This window comes from Bradyrhizobium sp. B120, from assembly GCF_049075665.1.
Lineage (GTDB): Bacteria > Pseudomonadota > Alphaproteobacteria > Rhizobiales > Xanthobacteraceae > Bradyrhizobium.
Window position 1 is genome coordinate 5,911,481 of sequence record NZ_CP185242.1, and the last position, 24,947, is coordinate 5,936,427.

Below are 24,947 nucleotides of genomic sequence, written 5' to 3' on the forward strand. Positions count from 1 at the left end.
AGCCCCAGAGCGGCCCGCCAAACAAGAGGTGTCTCAATGCCCTTTCCCCGCGCATCCCAAGCCCTGTCCCGGTTCACCGTGCTGGATTTGACCCGGGTCCGGTCGGGGCCGACCTGCGTGCGCCAGCTCGCCGACTGGGGTGCCAATGTCATCAAGATCGATGCGCTGCTGGAGGACGGCGGCGGCGAGCAGCCGGGCGGCCCGCGTGGCGGGTCGGATTTCCAGAATCTGCACCGCAACAAGCGGGCCATGACGCTGAACCTGAAAGACCCCAAGGGGCTCGAAGTGTTCAAGCGGCTGGCCGAGCAGGCCGACGTCATCGTCGAGAACTTTCGGCCCGATGTGAAGAGCAAGCTCGGCATCGACTATGAAAGCGTGCGCAAGATCAATCCGCGGATCGTCTATGGCAGCATCTCCGGGTTCGGCCAGGACGGCCCCTATCACAAGCGGCCGGGCTTCGATCAGATCGCGCAGGGCATGGGCGGCCTGATGTCGGTGACCGGCGCGCCCGGCGAGGGACCGATGCGGGTCGGCATCCCCGTGGCCGACCTCACCGCGGGGCTGTTCTGCGCGATCGGCATCCTCACCGCGCTCCTGGAACGCGACGTGTCCGGCGAAGGCCAATGGGTGCAGACCTCGCTGCTGCAGGCGCAGATCTTCATGCTGGATTTCCAGGCGGCGCGCTGGCTGATGGAAAAGGAAGTCGCCAAGCAGGCCGGCAACAACCATCCGACCTCGATTCCGACCGGCGTGTTCAAGACCACCGACGGCTACATCAACATCGCCACCACAGGCGGACGAATCTGGGAGCGCTGCGCACAGGCGATCGGCGCGCCCGACCTGGTCACCGACCCCGACTACGCGACCGCACCAGCGCGCTCGAAGAACCGCGACGCGCTGAATGCACGAATCAACGCGCTGACGGAAAAGAAATCGACCGAGACCTGGGTCCGCGAGCTCAACGAAGCCGGCGTGCCCTGCGGGCCGATCTACTCGATCGACCAGATGTTCGAGGATGCCCAGGTCAAGCACCTCGGCATGGCCCAGCACGTTCCGAATGACGAGAACCGGCATATCCAGCTGGTCAGCCAGCCCGTGACGCTGTCGCGGACGCCGAGCAAGATGGCGGCGCGGCCGCCGGAATTCGGCGAGCAGACCGAGGAAGTGCTGGCCGAATTCGGCTTCGGCAAGGACGAGATCGCCGAGCTGCGCCAGCGCAAGGTGGTTTGATGCGTTATGCCTTTGCCGGCCGCACCAGACGCGCGACGCCGGCAAAGGCCCGATCGATCACGGGCCAGAACAGCAGCACGATTGCCAGCGTCGTGATGGTGCCCACCAGGCCGTTCGACCAGAACACCTTCATGTCGCCGCCGGAGCCGATCATCGAGAGCCGGAATGCGTCCTCGGCGCGGCTGCCGAGCACCAATGCGAGCGTGAACGGCGCAAGCGGGATCCCGATCTTCTTGAAGACGTAACCGACCACGCCGAAGCCCAGCATTAGCCAGATGTCGAACATCGCATTCTGGATCGCATAGGCGCCGATCGCGCAGGACACCACGATCATCGGCGCGACAGCCGCGAACGGCACGCGCAGGATCGAGGCGAAGATCGGCACCGTGGTCAGCACCAGCACCAGGCCGACGACGTTGCCGAGATACATCGACGCGATCAGGCCCCAGACGAAATCCTTGTGCTCGACGAACAGCAGCGGGCCCGGGTTGAGGCCCCACACCATCAGGCCGCCAAGCAGGATCGCCGCGGTCCCCGAACCGGGGATGCCGAGCGCGAGCATCGGCAGCAAGGCCGCGGTGCCCGAGGCGTGGGCCGCGGTCTCCGGCGCGAACACGCCCTCGATGCGGCCCTTGCCAAAACTTTCCTGATCCTTGGCGAAACGCTTGGCAAGGTTATAGCCCATGAAGGACGCCGCGATCGCGCCGCCCGGCGTGATCCCGAGCCAGCAGCCGATCACGGACGAACGCAGCAGCGTCACCCAGTACTTCGGCAGGTCCCTCCACACCGACAGCACGACGCGCAGGCTGATACTGGCGGCGTGTCCGCGCAGCGCCAGGCGCTCTTCCATCGTGAGCAGGATCTCGCTGATGCCGAACAGGCCGATCACCGCGACCAGGAAGTTGATGCCGCGCAACAGCTCGGCGGAGCCGAAGGTCATGCGCAGCTGGCCCGACACCGTATCCATGCCGACGCCGGCGAGCAGCAGCCCGAGCGACATCGAAATCACGGTCTTGTGCTTGGCTTCGCGGCCGAGGCCGACGAACGAGCAGAAGGTCAGCAGATAGACGGCGAAGAATTCCGGCGGGCCGAACTTCAGCGCGAACGACGAGATCATGGGCGCCAGGAAGGTGATCAAGAGCACCGCGACCAGCGACCCGATGAACGACGAGGTGAACGCCGCGGTGAGCGCTTCGGCCGCCCTGCCCTGCTGCGCCATCGGATAGCCGTCGAAGGTGGTCGCGACCGACCAGGCCTCGCCCGGGATGTTGAACAGGATCGAGGTGATGGCGCCGCCGAACAGCGCGCCCCAATAGATGCAGGACAGCATCACGATGGCGGACGTCGGATCCATCGTGAAGGTCAAAGGCAGCAGGATCGCGACGCCGTTGGGGCCGCCAAGTCCGGGCAGCACGCCGACAAAGATGCCGAGCACGAGGCCGACCATCATCAACAGCAGCGTCTTCCACGTCAGCAGGACGGCAAAGCCGTGCAGCAGAAGACCGAAGGCTTCCATGTCTCGAAATCCTGTCGGTTAGCTCAGTAACCGAAGGCCGCTTCGAGCGGGCCCTTCGGCATGATGACGTCAAATGCGATGTCGAAGGTCACGAACATCGCGGCGGTGAAGACGAAGGCCGTGAGCAGCGATTTCCACAGCGCGATCTTGCCGACCAGGCGCATGAAGCCCGCGATCAGGAGAAAGCTCGCGACATAGAGGCCGAGATATTGGGTGGCGAGGCAGAACAGGAAGGTCGGCACGAACACCGCCATCACCCGGCGAAGCTGGGCGCGGGTGACGAAGGTCTCGGCGGCTTCCCGGCGCGAGACGAAGGCGACGCCGAGGCCGTAGAGACTGGCGGCGCCGAGAATCACCGAGAGATAGAATGGAAAATAACCCGGCTGCGGCCCGGTCGAATCCCACGATGCGCCGGTCCGCCAATTGTCCCAGCCGAGCACAAGTGCGAGCGCGAGCAGCAGCAGCGAGACGATGACATCGACCGCGCCGGTAGAGACGACGGCGGGCGAGTTCTCTTCAGGCGCGGTCGGATCGTCGACGACGATCTCAAGTTCGGTGTTGGACATGGACTGGACGGTCTGGGTTGCGAGGGCAACGATTGGGATAGCGTGCTGAACCAATCACCGTCAATGCAGCCTTCAGCTAAGCAGTGGAACGTTCGGGAAATGCGCTCGCAAGCGCAGCACGGTCAGCGCCGAGGACGCCGCGCTCGGTGATCAATCCGGTCACCAGCCGCGCCGGCGTGACGTCGAAGCCGAAATTGGCGACGGACGAGCCGTCCGGAACCACGCGCACGGTCTCGATCCGTCCATCCGCCGTGCGCCCGGTGAGGTGCGTCACCTCGGCGGCCGCACGCTGCTCGATCGGAATCTGCCTGACGCCATCGTCGATACTAAAGTCGATGGTCGGCGACGGCAGCGCAACGTAGAACGGCACGCCGTTGTCATGCGCGGCGAGCGCTTTCAGATAGGTCCCGATCTTGTTGCAGACGTCGCCATTGGCTGCGACGCGGTCAGTCCCGACGATCGCAAGATCAACCATGCGGTGCTGCATCAGATGGCCGCCGGTGTTGTCGGGGATCACGGTGTGCGGCACGCCGTGGTGACCGAGTTCCCAGGCGGTCAGCGAAGCACCCTGATTGCGCGGCCGGGTCTCGTCGACCCAGACATGGACCGCAATGCCGCGATCATGCGCCTGGTAGATCGGTGACGTCGCCGTCCCCCAATCGACGGTTGCAAGCCAGCCGGCATTGCAATGCGTCAGGACGTTGACCGGCTCGCCCGGCTTCTTGGTCGCGGCGATTTTTTCGATCAGGCCGAGCCCGTGGCGGCCGATCTCGCGGTTGATCTCGACATCTTCGTCGGCGATCTCGCGGGCGCGGGCATAGGCCGCTTCCGCCCGAGCCGACGCAGCGAGCGGCGCGAGCGCGCGCTGCATCTCGTCGATCGCCCACTTTAGATTGATCGCGGTCGGCCGGGTCGCAGCCAGCATCTTGCCGGCCCGGTCGAGCGCCGCATCGGAAGAATCGGCGCGCATCGCGAGCGCCATGCCATAGGCCGCGGTGGCACCGATCAGCGGCGCGCCGCGCACCAGCATCGAGCTGATCGCCTCGCCGGCCTCCTCAGCCGTCGTGATCTTTGCAATGATGAACTCATGCGGCAGCCGTCGTTGATCGATCGCGCCGACGGACCAGCCGTCGGGCTCCAGCCAGATACTGCGAAAATGGCGCCCGTCGACTTTCATGCGCGTAGCACCCTTCCGGCGACGGCATCAAGCTTCGCAAGCAGCTGCGGATCGCGTGCCGTGGGCGCGGTGATCAGTGCGGTGTCCAGCGCGCGATCCGAGCCGATCGGACACGGCTCATGCTCGCGCGGGAAATCCCGCGCCAGGCGCGCGACCAGCGCCTTGGCCTTCTCGGCGTTCGAATTCAGCACGCGGATGATATCCTGCACCGTCACGGCATCATGCGCTGGATGCCAGCAGTCGAAATCGGTGACCATCGCTACGCTGGCGTAGCAGATCTCGGCCTCGCGGGCGAGCTTGGCTTCCGGCATGTTGGTCATGCCGATCACCGAATAGCCCTGCGCCTTGTAGGTCAGGCTTTCGGCGAGCGAGGAGAATTGCGGCCCCTCCATGCAGAGATAGGTGCCGCCGCGCGCGAACGCGATGCGCTCGGCCTCGGCCGCCGCGGCGAGATGCTTGACCAGCAGCGGCGACACCGGGTGCGCCATCGAGACATGCGCGACGCAGCCCTTGCCGAAGAACGAGCTCTCACGCTTGTGGGTGCGATCGACGAACTGGTCGACCAGCACAAAAGTGCCCGGCGGCAGCTCCTCCTTGAACGAACCGCACGCCGACAGCGCGACCAGGTCGGTGACCCCCGCCCGCTTCAGGACATCGATATTGGCGCGATAATTGATGTCGGACGGCGACAGCGCGTGTCCCGGGCCGTGTCGCGGCAGGAACACGATCGGCAATCCCGCCATCTCGCCACGGCGCAACGGCGCCGACGGCTCGCCCCAGGGACTTACGATGGTTTCATCCCGGACATTTTCCAGGCCCGGCAGATCGTAGATGCCGGATCCGCCGATGATCCCCAACACGGCTTTGGTCATGATCGCTCCTCACGGTCCCGCAACGGCGACGGAGGGGTGACCCAGCCCGATCGGGCTCGCCGGCCGTTCGGCCATACTGCGGCGCAATAATCACTGCGCCGCAGCGGCTTGCAAGCCAATTCCGGCGAGAGGGTAAGCAAACCTCGACCGCTATTTCGCGACGAAGCCCGCCGCGTTCATCAGCGAGGCATTGAGCTTGTCGTCATCCTCGAGGAACTCGACCATGTCCTTGCCGGTGAGGAAGATCGGCTTCAAGGCCTGCTTCTCCATGTATTCCTTGTATTCAGCCGTCTGCGTCACCTTCTGGAACAGGTCGACATAGAATGCCTGCTGCTCCTGCGTGACCTTGCCCGGCAGGAACATCGCGCGCAGCATCAGATACTGCACGTCCAGCCCCTCTTCCTTGCAGGTCGGGATATCGTTCCAGGATTGCGTTTCGGTGACCTTGGTCTTGTAGGAGATGCGCTCCTTGTCGAACACGCAAAGCGCGCGAACCTGTCCGGCACGCCAGACTTCGAGGTTCTCGCTGGGATTGTTGACGTTGGACTCGGTGTGGCCGCCGACCAGCTGGGTCGCGGCCTCGCCGCCGGACTTGTAGGGCAGGTAGGAGAATTTCGCGCCGGTCTTCTGCTCCATGAAGACGGTGAGCACGTGATCTTCGCGCTTGGAGCCCGTGCCGCCCATCTTGAACGGCGCGCTCGCAGCCTTCGCGGCCGCGATGAAATCCTTCACAGTCTTGGGACCCGACGCATTGTCCCACAACACGAACTGGTCGAGCGCGATCACCGATACCGGCGTGAGGTCACGCCAGTTGAACGGGATCTTGGCCGACAGCGGCAGCATGTAGATCAGCGAATAGGCGATCAGCACCTTGTTGGGATCGCCCTCGCTGGACTTCATGTACATCAGCGCTTCCGCACCCGACGCGCCGCCCTTCAGCGACACCACCATCGGCTGCTTCATCAGATTGTTCTTCTGGATCGCCGCCTGCATCATCCGCGCCATCTGGTCGGAGGCACCGCCGGCGCCCGCCGCAACCACGATCTCGACCGGCTTGCTCGGCTCCCAGCCGGCGAAGGCCGGCGTGCTCAGCAGCAGCGCCGCGATGGCCGCCGTGGTTTTCACAATCTGTCCCACGTGTTCTTCCTTATCTATTTGTTCGGCTTCGCAAAACCGTCGAGGTGGCGGGTTCGTGTCATTGTGCCGAGAAAGCGAGTGAGTTCAAGCCGCCGAACTGCCGCATGACGTATGACTTTGGAATGAGGCGGGTGTGTCGCTCTGCTGCATCGTTATCAGCCCCGTCATCCTGAGGAGCGCGTAGCGCGTCTCGAAGGATCGACGGCCACCAGCCGGGCCGTGCATCCTTCGAGGCTCGCTCTGCTCGCACCTCAGGATGACGGTGATGGAGCTGGCGCGCGATTTCTCCGATGGTCGTCCCTGCGACAGCAGGGACCCATACTCCGCGGCGGGTGTTGCGAATGGGACTCGTCGTTCCAGCGTCGCACAACAATGAACTTCGGTGGTTATGGGTCCCTGCTTTCGCAGGGACGACACTGAATTTGTGGAGCGATCTGCGAGTCACACATGTGCCGTCTCGCGACACGAATTGCCCGAGAGCCACTCAGGCGACGCACCCCGCCGCCGTTACTTGCCCTTGAAGTTCGGCGTGCGCTTGTTGAGGAAAGCGTCCATGCCCTCGCGGAAATCCTCGCTCATATAGGCGCGCAGGATCAGGTCTTCGCCCTCGTCGCGCGACAGCGTGCGGCGGATGCGGCGCACCGCTTCCTTGGTTACCTCTAACGTGATCGGCGCATGGCCGGCGACGAGTTGCGCGGTCTCGGTGGCACGGCGCTGCAAGGTTGCCACATCGGGGACGACCTCGTTCAACAGCCCGAGCGCCAGTGCTTCGGGCGCCTCGACCAGGCGCGCCTTGAAGATCAGATCCTTGGTCCGCGCCGGACCGATCAGCGAGACCAGCCGCGAGATGTTGGACATCGAGAGGCAGTTGCCGAGCGTGCGCGCGATCGGGAAGCCGATCCGCGTCGCCTCGGTGCCGATGCGGATGTCGCAGCATGCGGCGATGCCGGCGCCGCCGCCGGTGCACGCGCCGGCGATCGCGGCGATCACAGGCACGCGGCACTGTTCGAGCGTTCCCAGCACGCGATCGATCCGCGCCTCATAGTCCAGCGCATCCTGGGCGGTCTTGAACGCCCGGAACTGCGAGATGTCGGTGCCGGAGGCGAACGCCTTGTCGCCCGCGCCGGTCAGGATCAGCGCCTTGATGGAGCGATCCTGATTGATGTTCTCGCAGATGGTGGCCATCTGCTCATACATCGCAAAAGTCAGCGCGTTGCGGGCCTGCGGCCGGTTGAACGTGATGCGCGCGATCCCGTCCGCGACGGAGTAGATCAGGTCTTCGGTCGGTGCGACGGGCGCGTTCATGTCTCGCTCTTTCTGTTCTTTGCGATAAGGTTTCAGGCCAGCCTACTCAAGCAACGGCTTTCGACGCCTGCGATGGGTCGCGTCCCTTGAGGACCTCCATCGCCGCCAGCACACCACCACTGCGATGCGGCACCTTGGCGAGATCAAGACCCATCTCGACGCCGGACAGCGTGCCCATCAGCATCAAATCGTTGAAGTGACCGATATGCCCGATCCGGAACACCTTGCCCTTGACCTTGTTGAGGCCGGTGCCGAGCGACATGTCGAAATTCTCCAGCACCACCTTGCGGAAGTGGTCGGCGTCGTGGCCGTCGGGCACACGTACCGCGGTCAACGCCGGCGAATGCGCGCCCTGCTCCTGGCACTGCGTCTCCAGACCCCAGACCTTGATGGCGGCACGCGTCGCTTCGCTGTGGCGCTTGTGGCGGGCGAACACACTGTCCAGCCCCTCCTCCTCCAGCATCTTCACAGCCTCGCGCAGGCCGAACAGCAGATTGGTGGCGGGCGTATACGGCCAGGTGCCGGCCTTGTTGATGTTGATGACCTCCTGCCAGTCCCAGTAGGAGCGCATCCCCGGATTGGCCTTGGCCACCGCCAGCGCCTTCTCCGACACGGCGTTGAAGCCGAGGCCGGGCGGCAGCATCAGCCCCTTCTGGGAGCCGGCAATGGAGACGTCGATGCCCCAGGCGTCGTGCTCATATTCCAGCGAGCCGAGGCCGGAGATGGTGTCGACCATCAACAGCGCCGGATGCTTCAATGTGTCGAGGATCTTGCGGACGTCGCGCGGATAGGTGACGCAGGCGGTCGAGGTCTCATTATGGACCACGCAGACGGCCTTGATCTTGTGCGCCTTGTCGGCGGCGAGCCTGGCCTCGATCTGCTCGAGGTCGGCACCATGGCGCCAGTCGCCCGGAATGAAATCGACGTCGAGCTTGAACTTGTCGGCGATGCCGTGCCACAGCACGGCGAACTGGCCGGTCTCGCACATCAGGACCTTGTCGCCCGGCTGCAGCGTGTTGACGATCGCGGCCTCCCAGGCGCCGGTCCCCGACGACGGGTAGATGATCACGGGCTGCTTGGTGCGGAACACACGCTGCATCGCAGAAAGCACGGCAAAGCCGATCTCGGCGAATTCGGCACCGCGATGGTCCATGGTCGGCATGTCCATCGCCCGCAGCACCCGGTCCGGCACGTTGGTCGGTCCCGGAATCTGCAGAAAATGCCTTCCAGTATGCACGGTCATGAGCGTCTTTCCCGGTCTTGCCTTGGTCTTGGTAAGCCGCTCGCATATCACTATTCGCCGGGTTTGTCCTAGGCCCGGCGGGGGGCCGTCATGCATATCTGACGGCGCTCCGCCGAAGCCGGCAGCCGCTCATTCGGCGGCCACCACCTTCCCCGTGGCCGCCAGTTCGCTCGCCTCCTCGAACGGCCGCTCGGGGTGCATCAGGAACGCCGAGAAACCACCAAGCAGCAGCAGGCCCATCGACATCAGGAACGGCAGGTACCAGTTTCCGGTGGCGTCGATGACGAAACCGGCAACCAGCGGCGAGACGATCGCCGCCAAAGCCGAGCCGCTGTTCATGATTCCCGCGGCGGTGCCGGAATATTTCGCCGCGATGTCCATCGGGATCGACCACATCGGGCCGATCACGAGCTCGGCGCAGAAGAAGCCGGCCGACAGGCAGATCGCGACCACCGTGATGTCGTGCACGAACAGGATCGGCATCAGCGAGAGCAGCGCGCCGGCGAAACCCACGACAGTCACGCTGAGTCGCGCCAGCCGCACATTGCCCGTGCGTTCGAGGATGCGATCAGAGATCACGCCGCCGACGCTGTCGCCGACGACGCCGGCAAAGAACACGCCGGATGCGAACAGCGCCGAGTTCTTCAGATCGAGGCTGTAGTTGTTCTTGAAGAACAGCGGCAGCCAGTTGAGGTAGAGCCACAGGCACCAGCCGTAGCAGAAGTACGTCAAGGTCACCGGCCACATCCGCTGCAACAGCGGTCCCCACGGCACCTTCGGCCGCTCGCCTTTCGGCCGCGGCGGCAGGGTCGCAAGCTCGGCCGCGGTGATCGAGCCATGGTCGCCCGGCTCGTTGCGGAAGTACCAGACCCACACAACACCCCAGATCAGGCTGACGATGCCGAGCGCGACGAAGGCGCCGCGCCATGTCAGCCACAGGATCAGGAGCGCAACCACCGGCGGGGTCACCGCGTTGCCGAGCCGTGCGAACGCGTGTGTCAGGCCTTGCGCGAAGCCGCGGCGGTTCGCGGGCGTCCAGTACTGCATGGCGCGCGTCGCGGTCGGGAATGTCGCGCCTTCGCCGAAGCCGAGTGCGAAGCGCGCGACGAACAGCGCGGCGAGACCATGGACGAAGCCGGTCATGATGGTCGCCGCAGCCCAGATCATGCCGCACCAGAACAAGGTCTTGCGCGGCCCGAAGCGATCGCCGACCCAGCCGCCGATCACCTGGAACAGCAGATACGGATAGGCGAAGGCCGAGAACACGATGCCAAGCTCGGTGTTCGACAGACCGAGCTCCTTCTGGATCTCGCTGGCCGCGGTGCCGATGTTGACGCGGTCCACATAGGTGATGAAATACATCACGCAGAGCATGGCCAACACGACATGGGTGGCCTTGAACCGAAGCCTCATATCCTTCCCCTCCCTGATCCGCGATTTTTCTGTGCCGTTGGCGTGCGGGATGCCGTTGGTCGGCGCTTAAGTGCTGACCACCTTCAGATGCGACGACGCGTTGCGTTGATCGCGCTGCTCGAGCAGCCGCATCGCTGCCTCGACGCCGCCCGAGCGGTGCGGCACGCCGGCGACCGACAGCCCCATCTCGACACCGGTGAGCGCGCCCAGCAGCGTCAGCTCGTTGCACTCGCCGAGATGGCCGATGCGGAACACCTTGCCGGCGACCTTCGACAGGCCGGCACCGAGCGACATGTTGAAATTGTCGAGCACCGCCTTGCGGAACGCATCGGCATCATGGCCGGGCGGCATCATCACCGCGGTCAGCACCGGCGAGAACTCCGACGGCTCCTGACAGAGATTCTCGAGCCCCCATTGATTGACGGCGGCCCGCGTCGCGGCGGCGAGCCGCCGATGGCGCGCGAACACGTTGTCGAGCCCCTCTTCCAGCAGCATCGCGATCGCCTCGCGCAGCCCGTAGAGCAGGTTCGTCGCCGGCGTGTAGGGGAAGAAGCCCTTGGCATTCGGCTTCAGCATCTCCTCCCAATCGAAATAAGAGCGCGGCATCTTGTTGGTGCGGGAGGCGGCGCGGGCCTTCTCCGAAATGGCGTTGAAGCCGAGACCGGGCGGCAGCATAAAACCCTTCTGCGAGCAGCTGACGCTGACATCGACCTTCCACTCGTCGTGCCGGTAATCGACGGAGCCGAGCGAGGAAATGGTGTCGACCATCAGGAGCGCCGGATGCGCGGTGCGGTCGATGGCGGCACGGATGTCGGCGATCCGGCTGGTCGCGCCGGTCGAGGTCTCGTTGTGAACGACCATCACCGCCTTGATGCTGTGCGCGGTGTCCGCGGCAAGCCTTGCTTCGATCAACGCAGGATCGGCGCCGCGCCGCCAATCGCCGGCAATGAAGTCGACCTCGATGCCGAAGCGGCCGGCGAGCTGCCGCCACAGCGTGGCGAAGTGGCCGGTCTCGACCATCAGGACCTTGTCGCCGGGCGACAGCGTGTTGACGATCGCGGCTTCCCAGGCGCCGGTGCCCGACGACGGGAAGATCACCACCGGGCCTGCGGTCTGGAAGATCTTGCCGCTGCCCTCGAGCACGGTGCGGCCAAGCTCGGCGAACTCGGCGCTGCGGTGGTCGATGACCGGCATGTCCATCGCGCGAAGAATGCGATCCGGAACGGGGCTCGGCCCCGGAATCTGCAGAAAATGGCGTCCTTGATGCATGAGAACCTCCCAATCGCCGGATTTCGGCTCCTTGGTTGACCATTTTGCATTCATTTTTTGTATTATCAATCGAATTTTGGTATTCGATTGTGGAGATCGACGCAGCCGCGCCGGCAAATTATTGTTCAGAATATGAAATCTGCGATTCCCGAGACCGGGGTTCCGATCACCCAACCCGCCGCCGGCAACGGCAGCGACCGCCAGGAGGTTTCGCTTCACGGCGAGATCCTGCTGCGGCTTCGCGACTATGTGGTGGAAGGCAACATTCCCGAGGGCGGGCGCGTTCCGGAACGCCAGCTGTGCGAAATGCTGGGGATCTCCAGGACGCCGCTGCGGGAGGCACTCAAGGTGCTGGCCGCCGAGGGTCTGATCGAGCTATTGCCCAATCGCGGCGCGCGGGTGCGCCAGCTCAGCCAGCGCGACCTCGAGGAACTGTTCGACGTCATGGCCGGGCTGGAGAGCCTCGCCGGACGGCTGGCATGCGAGAGCATCACCGACGAGGAAATCGCGGCGATCGAGCGGCTGCACTACGAGATGTACGGCCACTATCTGCACCGCGACATGCACGGCTATTTCCAGACCAACCAGCAGATCCACGAGAGCATCGTCGCGGCTGCGCGCAACGAGACGCTGAAGACGACCTACGCCAACTTCGCGGGCCGGATCCGGCGTGTACGCTACTCCGCCAATTTCGCCCGCAAGCGGCAGCGCTGGGCCGAGGCGATGCGCGAGCACGAGGCGATCCTCGATGCGCTGCGCCGCCGCGCCGGAAGCGAGCTCAGCGACATCCTGTTTGCCCATCTGCGCAACAAGCGAGGCGCCGCCCTCGAGCACCTCGCCGAGGGGCCGGACGCCGCCCCAGAGGCGACGCCCCAGAGCAGCTAGTTGCTCATTTTGAATTCATAATGTAATTCTCGGCGCAATCGAATGAATAATCCCCGGGCAATATGGATTGCGCCGCGGATCACATCGGATCTGGGATGAAGAACGCCTCCTCGCTCGAACAGCGCCTGCGGTCCGACCTGACCGGCGACGTGTTTTTCGATGCCTTCAACCGCGGCCGCTACGCGACCGATGCCTCGTTCTACCAGATCATGCCGGCCGGCGTGGTGGTGCCGCGAACCGTCGACGAGGCGCTGCGGACGCTTGCGATCGTCCGCGACGCCGGGCGGATCGTGACCCCGCGCGGCGGCGGCACCTCGCAATGCGGCCAGACCGTCAACGACGGCATCGTGGTCGACCTCTCCAAGTACCTGAACCGAATATTGTCGCTCGATGTCGAGAACCGGACCTGTGTGGTCGAGCCCGGCATCGTGCTCGACGATCTCAACCGTCAGCTTAGGAAGCACGGGCTGTGGTTTCCGGTCGACGTCTCGACTGCGTCGCGCGCCACGATCGGCGGCATGGCCGGCAACAATTCCTGCGGCGGCCGCTCGTTGCGCTACGGCACCATGCGCGACAACACGCTGTCGATGGATGCGGCACTCGCCGACGGCACGCTGCTGCATTTCGGCGAGGTGCCGCGCGACCTGACGCGGATCAATGCTGCCGACAGTGGTGAGAGGCTGTTCCGCGACATGCTCGATCTCGGCGAGCGCGAGGCGGCCGAGATCGCGGACAAATTCCCCAAGGTGCAGCGCCGGGTCGGCGGCTATAACCTCGACGCGCTGGTGCCGCGCAACGCGCCGAACAACATGGCGCATCTTCTGGTCGGCTCGGAAGGCACCCTCGCCTTCACGACGCAGGTCGAACTGAAGCTGTGGCCTGTGATCCGCAACAAGGCGCTCGGCGTCTGCCATTTCGGCAGCTTCTACGAGGCGATGGATGCCGCCCAGCATCTGGTGAAGCTGCGGCCGATCGCTGTCGAGCTGGTCGATCGCACCATGATCGCGCTCGGCCGCGAGATCGCGATGTTCCAGCCGATCATTTCCGCGGCGGTGCGCGGCGATCCGGACGCGATCCTGGTGGTCGAGTTCGCCGAGGAAGACCAGGCCGACAACCTCGCCCGCCTGAAGCAGCTCGGCGAGCTGATGGGCGACCTCGGTTTCGGCTGGGACAAGCCGCAGCGCAAATGGGGCGGCGTGGTCGAGATCGTCGAGCCCGCGCTGCAATCCGGCATCGCCGATTTCCGCGCGGCCGGGCTCAACGTCATGATGTCGATGAAGCAGGAGGGCAAGCCGGTCTCGTTCGTCGAGGATTGCGCGGTGCCGCTGCCGCATCTTGCCGACTACACCGAACGGCTCAATGCCGTGTTCGCCAAACACGGCACCCGCGGCACAATGTATGCGCACGCCTCCGAAGGCTGCCTGCATGTGCGCCCGGTGCTCAACCTCAAGCTCGAGAAGGACGTCAAGGCAATGCGCGCCATTGCCGAGGAAGCCTTCGCGATGGTGCGCGAATACAAGGGCTCGCATTCCGGCGAGCACGGCGACGGCCTGGTGCGCTCGGAATTCCACGAGACCATGTTCGGCGCGCGCATCGTGGCGGATTTCCGCGAGGTCAAGCAGCGCTTCGATCCCACCAATACGCTCAACCCGGGCAAGATCGTCGATCCGCCCAGGATGGACGACCGCTCGCTGTTTCGTTTTTCGCCGGACTATCGGGTCGGCGAATTCAAGACGGCGCTGGACTGGTCGGCCTATCCCGGCGCCGGCGGCGGTTTCCAGGGCGCCGTCGAGATGTGCAACAACAACGGCGCCTGCCGCAAGCTCGAAGGCGGCGTGATGTGCCCGTCCTATCGCGCGACGCGCAACGAGAAGGACGTTACCCGCGGCCGGGCCAACACGCTGCGGCTGGCGATCTCGGGCCAGCTCGGTGCGGGCGCGCTCGCCTCCGACGAGATGATGGAGACGCTGAAACTCTGCGTCTCCTGCAAGGCCTGCCGCCATGAATGCCCGACCGGCGTCGACATGGCCAAGATGAAGATCGAGGTGCTGGCCGCCCGCGCCGCGACGCACGGCCTGTCGCTGCGCGACCGGCTGGTCGGCTATCTGCCGCGCTATGTCGATCTCGCCTCGCGCTTTGCGCCGCTCGCGAACTGGCGCAACAAGAGCCCGCTGCTGCGCGCGCTGTTCGAGAAGCTCGCCGGCATCAGCGCCAAACGCGCGCTCCCGGAATTTCGCCGCGACACCTTCCGGCCGGACGCCGAGGTGCTGGGTCCACGCGACGGGCGCGAAGTCGTGCTGTTCGCCGATACGTTCAACCGCGGCTACGAACGGGAGAATCTCGACGCCGCGGTCGAGGTCCTGGTCGCCGGCGGCTATCGCGTCCATCTGCCCAAACCATCGGATGGCGGCCGCCCGCCGTGCTGCGGCCGGACGTTCCTGTCGGCCGGCCTCGTCGAGCAGGCCCGCGCCGAGCTCGACCGCCTGGTTGCGACCTACGCGCCGTTCGCGGCGCGCGGCGTGCCGATCATCGGCCTGGAGCCGAGCTGCCTGCTGACCCTGCGCGACGAGCTGCTGTCGCTGCGTTCGGATGACGCCGCGAAGACCGTCAGCGCCCACGCTTTGCTGTTCGAGGAATTCCTGGTGCGCGAGGCCGAAGCCGGACGCCTCGCCCTGCCGCTTGGCGCCGTCGCCAGCAAGGCCGTCGTACACGGTCATTGTCACCAAAAATCCTTCGGCGCGTTCAAGCCGGTGGAGAAGGTGCTGCGCCTTGTGCCCGGCCTCGACGTCACGACCATCGAGTCGAGCTGCTGCGGCATGGCCGGCGCGTTCGGCTATGGCGCGGACACCTATCAGGCCTCGATCGAGATGGCCGAGCTGTCGCTGCTGCCCGCGGTTCGCAGCGCCGATCCGGACACGCTGATCGTGGCCGACGGCACCTCCTGCCGGCACCAGATCAAGGACGGCAGCGGGCGCACGCCGCTGCATGTCGCCAGCGTATTGGCGATGAGCCTGAAACGTGCGACATCGAAATCCGACCAATCATTGCCGACAAAGGAAAAGGCCCATGGCTGAGCTCACTCTCGACATTGCCCGCAAGATTCTGGATGCCGCGCTCGCCAAGGGCGTCGAGAAGAAGCTGAAGCCGCTGGTGGTCACCATCCTCGACGCGCGCGGCGCCGTGAAGGTGACGGCGGCGCAGGACGGCACCAGCCTGATGCGGGCCGAGATCGCCCACGGCAAGGCCTATGGCGCGCTGGCGCTCGGGATGGGATCGCGGGCGCTGTATCAGCGCGCGCAGGAGCAGGCCTATTTCATCGACAGTGTAAACACGCTAGCGCAGGGCCGGCTGGTGCCGGTCCCGGGCGGCGTGCTGATCATGGACGGAGCCACCCTGCTCGGCGCCGTCGGCGTCAGCGGCGACACCTCCGACAATGACGAGATCTGCGCCGTAGCCGGCATCGAAGCCGCCGGCCTGAAGGCCAACGCGGGCTAGCGTGCAACGGGCATCGCGCTCCCTCACCCCGTTCTCCCGGGGAGAGGGTGCGAGGCGCGCTCGCGCGATTTCGGTATTATAGAATAATGCCGCTGATTTGCCCGACGTGTCAAGTTGCCGTGTCGAACGCCCACAGTCGCCCAGCTACTGTGCATGGGGTTGTTTTCGATATTTTGGCGGTGTGCCCTCCCCGCACGCGGGGCGAGGTGAAGCAGAGGCCACCGTTCAGCGCCCGGTCCAGGTCGGCTTGCGCTTCTCGCCGAACGCCTTGAGGCCTTCCTTGGCGTCCTCGGTCATCGCGAGCAGCGCGATCTGGCTTTCGGTGTAGGCGATGCTTTCGTCGAACGACATCGACGCGATCGCCCGCATCGCGTATTTGCCGCGACGGATCGCCGTCGGCGACTTGTCGACGATGCGGCTGATCAGCCAGTCGACCTTGGCGTCGAGCTCGGCCGCCGGCACGACGTAGTTGAGCAGACCCGCAGCCTGGGCGGTCTTGGCGTCGAACGGCTCGCCGGTCAGCGCCCATTCGTTGATCAGGCGTGCAGGAGCGATCGATTGCAGCAGGCTCAGCACCTGCATCGGAAACACGCCGACCTTCACCTCCGGCAGGCCGAAGATCACGCCATCGGCGGCCACCGCCATGTCGGTCATGCACAGCAGGCCCATGCCGCCCGCCATGCAGACGCCGCCGACCCGCGCGATCGCGGGCTTGGTCGCGTTCTGCGACAGCCGCAGCAGATCGGCGTAGTCGACATTGGGCCGCGAGAAATCCATCGAGAATGCCGCGCCGCTGTTCTGCAGATCGGCGCCGGCGCAGAACGCCTTGTCGCCCGCGCCCGTCAGCACGATGACGCGCACGTCCTTGTCGTCATGCGCCTCGCGATAGCCCTTGGCGATGCCCGCGATCACGCCGGCATTGAGCGCGTTGCGCTTGTCCGGGCGGTTGATGGTGATCCAGAACGCCTGCCCGCGCTTCTCGAGAAGAACGCTGTTGTCGGTCATGTTTCCTGCCTGTTTTTGCCTGTGCGCTGTTGACAGCGCACATTTGCGGCAGGATCGGCGCCGACTGCAAGCAGGATTTAAGCGGCGGCGGACGCCTTCCTGATCCAGACCTTGTTGTCGTGGAACGCGGCGCCGCCGAGCGGTGCGACGGCCTCCGCCCCGGTCAGCATGTTGATGCCACGCCCGCCGATGTGGGACTTGTTCGGATGGATCGACTCGGCGATCAGCACGCCGCGGCGCACGCCATCGAACAGTTTTGCGGTCAGCGTGGTCTCGCCGCGCGTGTTGCCGAGCGTCACGGCCTCCCCGTCGGCGATCGACAACGCGGCCGCATCATCAGGGTGGATCATCACGGTCGGCGCCCCCTCGCGGGCCTGCGACGACGGCGTCTCGTTGAAGCTGGTGTTGAGGAAGCTGCGCGAGGGCGACGTCGCGAGCCGGAACGGATGCTGCGCATCCGCCTCCTCGATGATGGTCCAGTGGTCGGGCAGCGACGGCATCTTGTCCCACGCGCCCATCAACCCGCCCGCGCCGACCGGGACTTTGCCCCAATCGACCTTGAAGTGGAACTTCTTGTCGGCATGGGCGAAGCCGTCGAGATAATGCGAGGTGCGGAAATCGGGCTGCAGGTCACGCCACAGCTCGGCCTCAAGCGTGTCGATATCGCCGTGCCCGCTCTTCTTCAGCGTCGCATCGATCAGCTGGCGCGGCGTCATGTCGAAACCGGGATGCACGGCATCGAGCCTGCGGCCGAGCCCCTGCAGCACCTCGTGGTTGGAGCGGCATTCGCCGGGCGGATCGATCAGCTTCGGGCCGACCGAGATGTGCTGGTGACCGCCACCGTAATAGAGGTCGTCATGCTCCATGAACATCGTCGCCGGCAGCACGATGTCGGCCATCTGCGCCGTCTCGGTCATGAACTGCTCGTGCACCGCGACGAACAGGTCTTCACGCGCAAATCCCTGGCGCACCAGCGCCTGCTCAGGCGCCACCGTCATCGGATTGGTGTTCTGGATCAGCATTGCCTTGACCGGCCCGCCCCCCTTCAGCGCCTCGGCATCGCCGGTCAGGATTCGGCCGATCTTCGACTGGTCGAGGACCCGCGTGGTCGGATCGATCGCGTCGTGGCCCTCAATGATCGACTCGTCGAAGCGCCAGATGCCGGCATTGTTGAAGAACGCGCCGCCGCCCTCATATTGCCAGGCACCGGTCACCGCGGGAATGCACAGCGCGGCGTGCATCTGCGCGGCGCCGTTGCGGCTGCGGGTGAACCCGTAACCAAGGCGGAAGAACGAGCGCTGGGTCGTCCCGACCAGCCGTGCGAACGCCTCGATCTCCTCGACCGGCACGCCCGAGATCGCTGACGCCCATTGCGGCGTGCGGGTCTTCAGATGCGCTTCCAGCTCGTCCGGGCAATCGGTGTAGCGCACGAGATAGTCGCTATCGGCAAATCCCTCGCGGAACAGTACGTGCATCACGGCGCACGCGAAGGCGCCATCGGTTCCGGGCCGCAGCAGGATCTTGATGTCGGCCTGCTTCATGGTCTCGTTGTTGTAAACGTCGACCGCCGCAATCTTCGCGCCGCGCTCCTTCCGCGCGCGCGATGCATGCGTCATCACGTTGACCTGGGTGTTCACCGGATTGGTGCCCCAGATCACGACGAGATCAGAGACGCCCATCTCGCGCGGATCGACGCCGGCGATCTTGCCGGTCCCGGCAGCGAAGCCGATGCGCGCGATGGTCGAGCAAATCGTTCCGTAGAAGCGCGAATACTTCTTCACATGCGACAGCCGGTTGAGGCCGTCGCGCATCACGAGCCCCATGGTGCCGGCGTAGTAATAGGGCCAGACCGACTCGGCGCCGAATTCCCGCTCGGCACCGTCGAATCGCGCCGCGATCTCGTCCAGCGCCTCGTCCCAGGAAATCCGCGCGAATTGTCCGGAGCCCTTCGGACCGGTCCGGCGCAGCGGCACCATCAACCGCTCGGCATGATGAATGCGCTCGGCATAGCGCGCGACCTTGGCGCAGACCACGCCGGCCGTGTAGGTCTGCCGTTTCGAACCGCGCACCCTGCCGATCGAGCGTCCCTCGATCACCTCGACGTCGAGCGCACAAGCCGAGGGGCAGTCGTGCGGACAGGTGGAATGGCGGATGTCGATCTTGGCATGCTGGTTCATGCCAAATTGGTAACATCAAAAATCCGCTCCGCCGAGGGGCATTATTGACCCAGTCCGGGCGAAAACCGCGCATATGCTATGCGGCAAACGCCCAAATGCTCGGCCACCGGCCCACTCCGTCCGCTAGACTCGGAAGATGCGGGTGTAGTGGGATTTGATCGATTCCCCTTCCCTCTCCACCGCGGCGGGGTCGTCCTTCATCGTCTTGATGTCCTTCAATGGCTTGCGCCCGGCCTTCTCCTGCGCCTGCGCGTGGACCGACCTGAGGCCGCCGATCTCGACGTTGAGCTGCTGTCCCTCGCGCCCGAGCGCGAACGATTGAAACAGCCTTGCCGCATTGGGATGCGGACAGTCCTTGAAGATCCCGTTGGGGCCGACAATGACCGGTGACCCCTCGGTGGCGTAGACCGGCGCGACCGGGCGGCCCATCTCCTTCAGCTGAAAGATGTTGTACTCGTTGCCGTCGGCCATCACCGCGCGCTCGCCGAGATCGAGCTTCTTCGGTGGATCGGTCGAGGACTGCACCTGCATGATGTTCTGCTTGGCGAGCTGCTCAAAGAAGCTCCAGCCGAGGTCGCGCTGCATCTGATAGGTCGCGGTCATGATGGTGCCGCTATAGCCGGGGTGCCCCTTGACGATCTTGCCCTTCCATTTCGAATCGAGCAGGTCGGCGAAGCTCTTCGGCGCATCCTCGGCCTTCACGAGATTGGTGTTGTAGGCAATGATCGACAGCCAGACCCGGAAGCTTGCGAACTGGCCATCCGGATCGCGATGCTCCTCCGGATAGTATTTCGCGACCTCCTCCGGGACGTAGGGCGCCAGAATGCCATCGCGCTTCCACACGATGAAATGCGCGGCGTCGGAGGAATTGACGACGTCGACCGCGTGAATGTTGCTGGAATATTCCTGGCCGACCCGCTGGAACACACGCTCCGCGCCGGTGCGTTCGACACGCACGGTGATCCCCGCGTACTTCGCCTCGAACGCCTTCGCTAGTTTCTCCGCGACCGGCAGATCGGTCGAGGTGTAATAGACGACCTGTCCCTCTTTCTTCGCCGCCTCGATCAGGATCAGCGTCACCGGTTCCGCAGGTGGCGCGGCGGCGATCACGCGCGTTGAAAAGGCGGACCCAGCCAGCACGGCGCCGGTGCCCTTCAGCAGATCGCGGCGCGACAGCCCAGTTTGTTTCCTCATTTGATTCCCCGCACGCGATGGCGAAGTTTGAGTACACCGTCCTCCCGCCCCATTCCGATGCGCGAAGACGATGTCTGTCGTCGACAGATGCTTCAGGTTGCAGCTAGACTTCTGGTCAAGAAAGAAGACTAAAGTTGGGGGAGACGATCAATGGCGGGCTTTCGGTACGCCTTGATGTGTGTCGCGGCATTGCTGACCGTGTCGATGTCAGGCGGACATGCGGACGCCGAGGATTACCCCGCGCGGCCGGTCAGGATCATCGTGCCCTTCGGTCCCGGCGGTCCGGCCGACGTCGTGGCGCGCCAGATCGGCAGCATCCTGCAACAAGGCCTCGGCCAGCCTTTCGTGGTGGAGAACCGCACCGGCGCCGGCGGCGTGATCGGAACGCTGGAGGTCGCGAAGGCCCCGGCCGATGGCTACACCCTCCTGATGATGTCGAACACCCAGACCGCCAATGAGTCGCTGGTGCCCCAGCGCAAATATGAGCTGATGCGCGACCTGACGCCGATCGCAACCCTGAACAGTTCGGATCTGGTGATCGTGGTCCACCCCACCGTGCCGGCCAGGACGCTGCAGGAGTTCATCGCTCTTGCAAAGGCAGAGCCCGGAAAGCTGAACTACGCCTCGTCGGGTCAGGGCACGCCCTATCACATGGCGGGCGAGTTGTTCAACGCCATGGCCGGGATCAACATCGTGCACGTGCCCTACCGCAACAGCGGCGAGGCCCGCAGCGGCGTCATCGGTGGCCAGGTCCAGATGATGATCGACGCCGTTCCGGCGATGGCACCGAATGTTGCCGAGAACCAGGTCCGCGCGCTTGCAACAACCGGCAAGTCCCGTTCCGCGGTGCTATCAAACGTTCCGACCGTGACCGAGCAGGGCGTTTCCGGCTATGAGGCGACGATCTGGCTCGGCCTGATGGCACCAGCGGGTACGCCGAAGCCGATCATCGAGAAACTCAACACGGCCGTGAATGCCGCGGTCAGGCGGCCAGAGGTCGAGAAGTTTTGGGCCGAGCAAGGCGCGGTGCCGATGACAATGACGCCGGAAGCCTTCGACAAATTTCTGCGCGCCGATATCGTGAAGTGGGCAGACGTCGTCAAAAGACTCGACAAGACCGAATAGGCACGTAGCGGCCAAGACCGTGGTGACGGAACAGGTGCGAATGAAGACCTTGAACATCCTGAGCGGCGGCGCAGCGCAGGGCCTGGTGCGCAGCCTTGCGCCAGCGTTTGAAGCCGAAACCGGCCTCGGCATTGCCGGCGATTTCGGCGCGGTCGGCGCCATGGCCGACAGATTGCGGGCCGGCGTTCCAACCGACATCGTCATCCTGACCGCTGCGCTGATCGCGAAGCTTGCCGACGAAGGGCTGGTCTTGCGCAGCTCGATCGCCGACATCGGCCGCGTTGAAACGGCGCTTGCAGTCCGCGCGGGCGATCCACCGGCGTGCACTGATGACGCCGCCGGCCTGCGCGCCGTGTTGCTCGCCGCGGACGCGATCTTCGTGCCCGACACCAAGGCATCAACCGCCGGAATTCATGTCGCCAAGGTGCTGGCGCAACTCGATATTGCCGACGTCACCGCCGACCGGCTGAGAATCTATCCGAACGGCGCGACGGCGATGCGGCATCTAGCCGAGTCCAGCGACCGGCGGCCGATCGGTTGCACGCAATCCACCGAGATCATCAGCACGCAGGGTGTCGTGCTATCGGGCATCTTGCCGCCGGGATGCGGGCTCGCGACCATGTATACGGCTGCGGTTGCGACGCAAGCATCGGCTGCATCGCAGGCGCAACGCCTGATCGCACTGCTGACGTCACCGGAGGCGTCGGAGGTCCGCAGCAAAGCGGGCTTTGTCGCCTAGCGCGCCAGTTGCGTGAGACCCGTCGCCGAGCGACGCCAGCGCTTCAGCCGAGGACTCGCCGATACCCGAGGCGGCGCCCAGCACCACGGCGGTCTTGCCGGTGAGATCGAATAGCATGCGGTAGTCGGTCAAGTGACCTCCCGGGTTGCGAGCGATGCTCGTTTGCCTTCCATGGCGACTTCATATACTAATATATCAATTTCTGAGAGCAACAATGCCCGCCCGCTCGCCGAAAAAGTCGGAGCTCCGCAACCCCGTCGGCCACCGGCGGACCGGTCGTCCGCGGACCGCAACTGCGGCGGCGCGGATCTATGCCGAGCTGCGCGCTGAACTGGTCTCGCTGAAGCGCCGGCCCGGCGATCCGATCATCGAGGCCGAGATCGCGCGCGCATATGGCGTCAGCCGGACACCGGTGCGGGAAGCCATCCTGCGTCTGTCGGACGAGGGCCTGGTCGAGATCTTCCCGCAGTCGGGCATCTTCGTGTCTCGCATTCCGCTGGCCGCTCTTCCGGAGGCGATTATCGTCCGCAGGTCGCTGGAGGAGACCACGACCCGCATGGCAACCGAGCGCGCCAGCGCCAGCCAGATCCTCAGCCTGCTCGCGATCCTCGAACGCCAACGCGAGGCCGAGATGGCCGCCGACCGCGAAGCATTCCATCAGGCCGACGAGGCCTTTCACGCCGCCATCGCCGAAATTGCCGGACATCCCGGCATCTGGAAGCTGATCCTGCAGGTCAAGGTTCACGTCGACCGTTTCCGGTGGCTGACCTTGCCGCAGCGTGGGCGAATGGCCGAGGTCATCGCCGAGCATGAGGCCGTGATGGCCGCGATCGAGGCCCGCGACCCGGCATCGGCCGGAGCGGCGATGGCGCGGCATCTCGAACGCCTGCTGGCCGATATCTCGGCCACCCAGCACAACAATCCGGAGTTCTTCGACACGCAAAGCCAGCCGGCATGACCGCGGCCGGACTCCGGCCAGGCATTTTTGGGAGGAATGATATGAACCGTACAGATCGATCGCAGCACCGCGGTGCCAGGCTCAACCGTCGCGACGTCATCAAGATCGGCGCCGGCCTTGGCGCGGTCGTTGCGACCTCGGGGCAGACCGCCCTCGCCCAGTCGAAAGCCGTCTTCAAGGCATCGGACGTGCAGCCGCCGGGCTACCCGACCGTGGTCGCGACGGAAAACCTCGGCAAGAAGCTGGCGGCGGCAACCAACGGCCGCCTGTCGCTGCAGATGTTCCCCTCGATGCAACTCGGCGGCGAGAAGGAAACCATCGAGCAGACCCAGATCGGCGCGATCCAGATGCTGCGCGTCAGCGCCGGCTCGATCGGCCCGATCGTCGATGACATCAACGTCGTCAACATGCCCTTCCTGTTCAAGAACATGGCGCATGCCGAGCGGATGATGGATGGCCCGATCGGCCAGGAGCTGCTGGACAAGATCACGGCGAGCCCGAATGCCGGACTGGTCGCACTGTGCTGGATGAATTCCGGCGCACGCAGCCTCTACAACACCAAGCACGCGATCAAGACGATTGCCGACATCAAGGGCCTCAAGTTCCGCGTCATCGGCAATCCGATCTTCATCGACATGATGAACGCGCTGGGCGGCAATGGTGTCGCGATGGGCTACGATCAGGTGTTCAGCGCGTTGCAGACCGGCGTCATCGACGGCGCCGAGAACAATCCCCCAAGCTACGTCTTCAGCAATCACTACACCGCAGCGAAACACTTTTCGCTCACCGAGCACCTGATCGTTCCCGAGCTGCTGGTGTTCTCGAAACGCGCCTGGTCGGCGCTGGCAGCCGATGACCAGACGCTGATCAAGAAGCTTGCCCGCGAGGCGCAGATGGAGGAGCGCGGGCTCTGGAACACCTACGAGCAGCAGGCGATGGAAAAGGCGAAAGCTGCCGGGTGCGAGATCATCGAGATCGCCGACAAGGCGCCATTCCAGAACGCGGTCAAGCCGGTATGGGACAAATACGGCCCGAAATACCAGGACATGATCGGACGTATCCAGTCCGCCTGACGTCACGCCATACGGGAAATCCTCCTCTTACAGGAAACGGACATGGCCGGATCATATCGCCGCGCGATGGACTATTTGTATCTCGCCTGCGTCATCACGGGCTCTGTCGCGCTGATCCTGATTTCAGCCGTCATCCCCTGGGCAGTGTTCACGCGCTATGTCCTGAACAGCGCCGCATCCTGGCCCGAACCGCTCGCGGTGCTGCTCACCATCGTCGTGACGTTCATCGGTGCGGCCGCCGGATATCGGCTCAATCTGCATATGAACGTCGCGTATTTTGCCAACAAGCTGCCTGATCCGCTTCGCAACCTGACCGACCTTGTGGTCCAGCTGCTGATGGGCCTGATCGCACTGTTCATGGTCATCTGGGGCGCTCGGCTCGTCGAGGTGACCTGGTACAACACGATCGCCGACTTCCCGTCGCTTTCGGTCGGCGTCACCTATCTTCCGATTCCGATCGGCGGCGCCTGTCTACTGCTGTTCATCATCGAGCGGATTTTTCTGGGTGCTCCGCCCGATCCGATTGCACCGCACCGCGAATTTTCCGCCGACTGATCGCGAGAGGCCC

At 64.8% G+C, this 24,947-nt stretch carries 21 protein-coding genes; 9 read left to right on the top strand and 12 right to left on the bottom strand.

Going from position 1 to position 24,947, the window contains the following annotated elements; translation table 11 throughout:
• The first annotated feature begins 36 nt into the window (after positions 1–36).
• Positions 37–1,230, top strand: a complete 1,194-nt coding sequence (locus ACOIX3_RS27500) for a CaiB/BaiF CoA transferase family protein (protein WP_420965132.1) — start codon at positions 37–39, stop codon at positions 1,228–1,230.
• A gap of 4 nt (positions 1,231–1,234) precedes the next feature.
• On the opposite strand, the gene ACOIX3_RS27505 is transcribed toward ACOIX3_RS27500, so the two are convergent.
• The 9 genes from ACOIX3_RS27505 to ACOIX3_RS27545 all read right to left on the bottom strand — a co-directional run bounded on the left by ACOIX3_RS27505 (position 1,235) and on the right by ACOIX3_RS27545 (position 11,728).
• Positions 1,235–2,746 carry a tripartite tricarboxylate transporter permease gene (locus tag ACOIX3_RS27505; protein WP_420965133.1) on the bottom strand — a complete coding sequence of 504 codons (1,512 nt, stop codon included), beginning with the start codon at positions 2,744–2,746 and terminating at the stop codon, positions 1,235–1,237.
• Positions 2,747–2,769: 23 nt separating this feature from the next.
• The gene (locus ACOIX3_RS27510) at positions 2,770–3,312 is read right to left on the bottom strand and encodes a tripartite tricarboxylate transporter TctB family protein (RefSeq protein ID WP_420965134.1); all 543 of its coding nucleotides are present in this window, start codon (positions 3,310–3,312) and stop codon (positions 2,770–2,772) included.
• Positions 3,313–3,388: 76 nt separating this feature from the next.
• Positions 3,389–4,489, bottom strand: a complete 1,101-nt coding sequence (gene mtnA, locus ACOIX3_RS27515) for an S-methyl-5-thioribose-1-phosphate isomerase (RefSeq protein ID WP_420965135.1) — start codon at positions 4,487–4,489, stop codon at positions 3,389–3,391.
• Positions 4,486–5,361: an S-methyl-5'-thioadenosine phosphorylase gene (locus ACOIX3_RS27520; protein ID WP_420965136.1), complete on the bottom strand. Its 876-nt coding sequence runs from the start codon at positions 5,359–5,361 to the stop codon at positions 4,486–4,488. Before ACOIX3_RS27520 ends, mtnA begins: the two co-directional genes overlap by 4 nt.
• A gap of 150 nt (positions 5,362–5,511) precedes the next feature.
• Positions 5,512–6,489 (bottom strand): Bug family tripartite tricarboxylate transporter substrate binding protein, encoded by a 978-nt coding sequence (locus tag ACOIX3_RS27525; protein ID WP_420971803.1) that lies wholly within the window; start codon positions 6,487–6,489, stop codon positions 5,512–5,514.
• Positions 6,490–7,005: 516 nt separating this feature from the next.
• A complete protein-coding gene (locus ACOIX3_RS27530; RefSeq protein WP_420965137.1) occupies positions 7,006–7,803 on the bottom strand; it encodes an enoyl-CoA hydratase/isomerase family protein in 798 nt (265 codons plus the stop codon).
• Between the two features lie 46 nt (positions 7,804–7,849).
• Entirely contained in the window at positions 7,850–9,046 is a 1,197-nt protein-coding gene (locus ACOIX3_RS27535; RefSeq protein ID WP_420965139.1) for a pyridoxal-phosphate-dependent aminotransferase family protein, read from the bottom strand.
• A 129-nt stretch (positions 9,047–9,175) separates the two neighbouring features.
• A complete protein-coding gene (locus ACOIX3_RS27540; protein WP_420965140.1) occupies positions 9,176–10,459 on the bottom strand; it encodes an MFS transporter in 1,284 nt (427 codons plus the stop codon).
• 66 nt (positions 10,460–10,525) lie between these two features.
• Positions 10,526–11,728 (bottom strand): pyridoxal-phosphate-dependent aminotransferase family protein, encoded by a 1,203-nt coding sequence (locus ACOIX3_RS27545; RefSeq protein WP_420965141.1) that lies wholly within the window; start codon positions 11,726–11,728, stop codon positions 10,526–10,528.
• 132 nt (positions 11,729–11,860) lie between these two features.
• Between ACOIX3_RS27545 and ACOIX3_RS27550 the strand changes: the two genes are divergently transcribed.
• The 3 genes from ACOIX3_RS27550 to ACOIX3_RS27560 all read left to right on the top strand — a co-directional run bounded on the left by ACOIX3_RS27550 (position 11,861) and on the right by ACOIX3_RS27560 (position 16,108).
• Complete coding sequence (locus ACOIX3_RS27550) at positions 11,861–12,613, top strand: GntR family transcriptional regulator (protein ID WP_420965142.1); 753 nt, start codon at positions 11,861–11,863, stop codon at positions 12,611–12,613.
• Positions 12,614–12,708: 95 nt separating this feature from the next.
• Positions 12,709–15,687: an FAD-binding and (Fe-S)-binding domain-containing protein gene (locus ACOIX3_RS27555; RefSeq protein ID WP_420965143.1), complete on the top strand. Its 2,979-nt coding sequence runs from the start codon at positions 12,709–12,711 to the stop codon at positions 15,685–15,687.
• Complete coding sequence (locus ACOIX3_RS27560; protein WP_420965144.1) at positions 15,680–16,108, top strand: GlcG/HbpS family heme-binding protein; 429 nt, start codon at positions 15,680–15,682, stop codon at positions 16,106–16,108. Before ACOIX3_RS27555 ends, ACOIX3_RS27560 begins: the two co-directional genes overlap by 8 nt.
• Before the next feature lie 225 nt (positions 16,109–16,333).
• Here the strand turns inward: ACOIX3_RS27560 and ACOIX3_RS27565 are convergent, their stop codons facing one another.
• From ACOIX3_RS27565 to ACOIX3_RS27575, 3 genes are all read right to left on the bottom strand, one after another.
• The gene (locus tag ACOIX3_RS27565) at positions 16,334–17,113 is read right to left on the bottom strand and encodes an enoyl-CoA hydratase/isomerase family protein (RefSeq protein ID WP_420965145.1); all 780 of its coding nucleotides are present in this window, start codon (positions 17,111–17,113) and stop codon (positions 16,334–16,336) included.
• A gap of 77 nt (positions 17,114–17,190) precedes the next feature.
• Entirely contained in the window at positions 17,191–19,290 is a 2,100-nt protein-coding gene (locus ACOIX3_RS27570; protein ID WP_420965146.1) for a molybdopterin oxidoreductase family protein, read from the bottom strand.
• Positions 19,291–19,413: 123 nt separating this feature from the next.
• A complete protein-coding gene (locus ACOIX3_RS27575) occupies positions 19,414–20,484 on the bottom strand; it encodes an ABC transporter substrate-binding protein (RefSeq protein WP_420965147.1) in 1,071 nt (356 codons plus the stop codon).
• A gap of 174 nt (positions 20,485–20,658) precedes the next feature.
• Here ACOIX3_RS27575 and ACOIX3_RS27580 point away from each other — a divergent pair, with 174 nt between their 5' ends.
• From ACOIX3_RS27580 to ACOIX3_RS27600, 5 genes are all read left to right on the top strand, one after another.
• On the top strand, positions 20,659–21,609 hold the full coding sequence (locus ACOIX3_RS27580; RefSeq protein WP_420971804.1) for a Bug family tripartite tricarboxylate transporter substrate binding protein: 951 nt from the start codon (positions 20,659–20,661) through the stop codon (positions 21,607–21,609).
• 40 nt (positions 21,610–21,649) lie between these two features.
• Positions 21,650–22,348 (top strand): molybdate ABC transporter substrate-binding protein, encoded by a 699-nt coding sequence (locus tag ACOIX3_RS27585; protein ID WP_420965148.1) that lies wholly within the window; start codon positions 21,650–21,652, stop codon positions 22,346–22,348.
• Positions 22,349–22,562: 214 nt separating this feature from the next.
• Positions 22,563–23,306: a GntR family transcriptional regulator gene (locus tag ACOIX3_RS27590; protein ID WP_420965149.1), complete on the top strand. Its 744-nt coding sequence runs from the start codon at positions 22,563–22,565 to the stop codon at positions 23,304–23,306.
• 41 nt (positions 23,307–23,347) lie between these two features.
• A complete protein-coding gene (locus ACOIX3_RS27595; RefSeq protein ID WP_420965150.1) occupies positions 23,348–24,379 on the top strand; it encodes a TRAP transporter substrate-binding protein in 1,032 nt (343 codons plus the stop codon).
• 42 nt (positions 24,380–24,421) lie between these two features.
• Positions 24,422–24,934 (top strand): TRAP transporter small permease, encoded by a 513-nt coding sequence (locus ACOIX3_RS27600; protein WP_420965151.1) that lies wholly within the window; start codon positions 24,422–24,424, stop codon positions 24,932–24,934.
• Positions 24,935–24,947 lie beyond the last annotated feature (13 nt).

What these genes read in the sequence shown, in the direction of transcription:
- ACOIX3_RS27590 (WP_420965149.1), top strand. Translation starts at nt 22,563, where the DNA reads ATGCCCGCCCGCTCGCCGAAAAAGTCGGAGCTCCGCAACCCCGTCGGC.
- ACOIX3_RS27510 (WP_420965134.1), bottom strand. Translation starts at nt 3,312, where the DNA reads ATGTCCAACACCGAACTTGAGATCGTCGTCGACGATCCGACCGCGCCT.
- ACOIX3_RS27570 (WP_420965146.1), bottom strand. Translation starts at nt 19,290, where the DNA reads ATGAACCAGCATGCCAAGATCGACATCCGCCATTCCACCTGTCCGCAC.
- ACOIX3_RS27560 (WP_420965144.1), top strand. Translation starts at nt 15,680, where the DNA reads ATGGCTGAGCTCACTCTCGACATTGCCCGCAAGATTCTGGATGCCGCG.
- ACOIX3_RS27530 (WP_420965137.1), bottom strand. Translation starts at nt 7,803, where the DNA reads ATGAACGCGCCCGTCGCACCGACCGAAGACCTGATCTACTCCGTCGCG.
- ACOIX3_RS27585 (WP_420965148.1), top strand. Translation starts at nt 21,650, where the DNA reads ATGAAGACCTTGAACATCCTGAGCGGCGGCGCAGCGCAGGGCCTGGTG.
- ACOIX3_RS27505 (WP_420965133.1), bottom strand. Translation starts at nt 2,746, where the DNA reads ATGGAAGCCTTCGGTCTTCTGCTGCACGGCTTTGCCGTCCTGCTGACG.
- ACOIX3_RS27555 (WP_420965143.1), top strand. Translation starts at nt 12,709, where the DNA reads ATGAAGAACGCCTCCTCGCTCGAACAGCGCCTGCGGTCCGACCTGACC.
- ACOIX3_RS27595 (WP_420965150.1), top strand. Translation starts at nt 23,348, where the DNA reads ATGAACCGTACAGATCGATCGCAGCACCGCGGTGCCAGGCTCAACCGT.
- ACOIX3_RS27535 (WP_420965139.1), bottom strand. Translation starts at nt 9,046, where the DNA reads ATGACCGTGCATACTGGAAGGCATTTTCTGCAGATTCCGGGACCGACC.
- ACOIX3_RS27565 (WP_420965145.1), bottom strand. Translation starts at nt 17,113, where the DNA reads ATGACCGACAACAGCGTTCTTCTCGAGAAGCGCGGGCAGGCGTTCTGG.
- mtnA (WP_420965135.1), bottom strand. Translation starts at nt 4,489, where the DNA reads ATGAAAGTCGACGGGCGCCATTTTCGCAGTATCTGGCTGGAGCCCGAC.
- ACOIX3_RS27545 (WP_420965141.1), bottom strand. Translation starts at nt 11,728, where the DNA reads ATGCATCAAGGACGCCATTTTCTGCAGATTCCGGGGCCGAGCCCCGTT.
- ACOIX3_RS27500 (WP_420965132.1), top strand. Translation starts at nt 37, where the DNA reads ATGCCCTTTCCCCGCGCATCCCAAGCCCTGTCCCGGTTCACCGTGCTG.
- ACOIX3_RS27575 (WP_420965147.1), bottom strand. Translation starts at nt 20,484, where the DNA reads ATGAGGAAACAAACTGGGCTGTCGCGCCGCGATCTGCTGAAGGGCACC.
- ACOIX3_RS27520 (WP_420965136.1), bottom strand. Translation starts at nt 5,361, where the DNA reads ATGACCAAAGCCGTGTTGGGGATCATCGGCGGATCCGGCATCTACGAT.
- ACOIX3_RS27550 (WP_420965142.1), top strand. Translation starts at nt 11,861, where the DNA reads ATGAAATCTGCGATTCCCGAGACCGGGGTTCCGATCACCCAACCCGCC.
- ACOIX3_RS27580 (WP_420971804.1), top strand. Translation starts at nt 20,659, where the DNA reads ATGTGTGTCGCGGCATTGCTGACCGTGTCGATGTCAGGCGGACATGCG.
- ACOIX3_RS27600 (WP_420965151.1), top strand. Translation starts at nt 24,422, where the DNA reads ATGGCCGGATCATATCGCCGCGCGATGGACTATTTGTATCTCGCCTGC.
- ACOIX3_RS27540 (WP_420965140.1), bottom strand. Translation starts at nt 10,459, where the DNA reads ATGAGGCTTCGGTTCAAGGCCACCCATGTCGTGTTGGCCATGCTCTGC.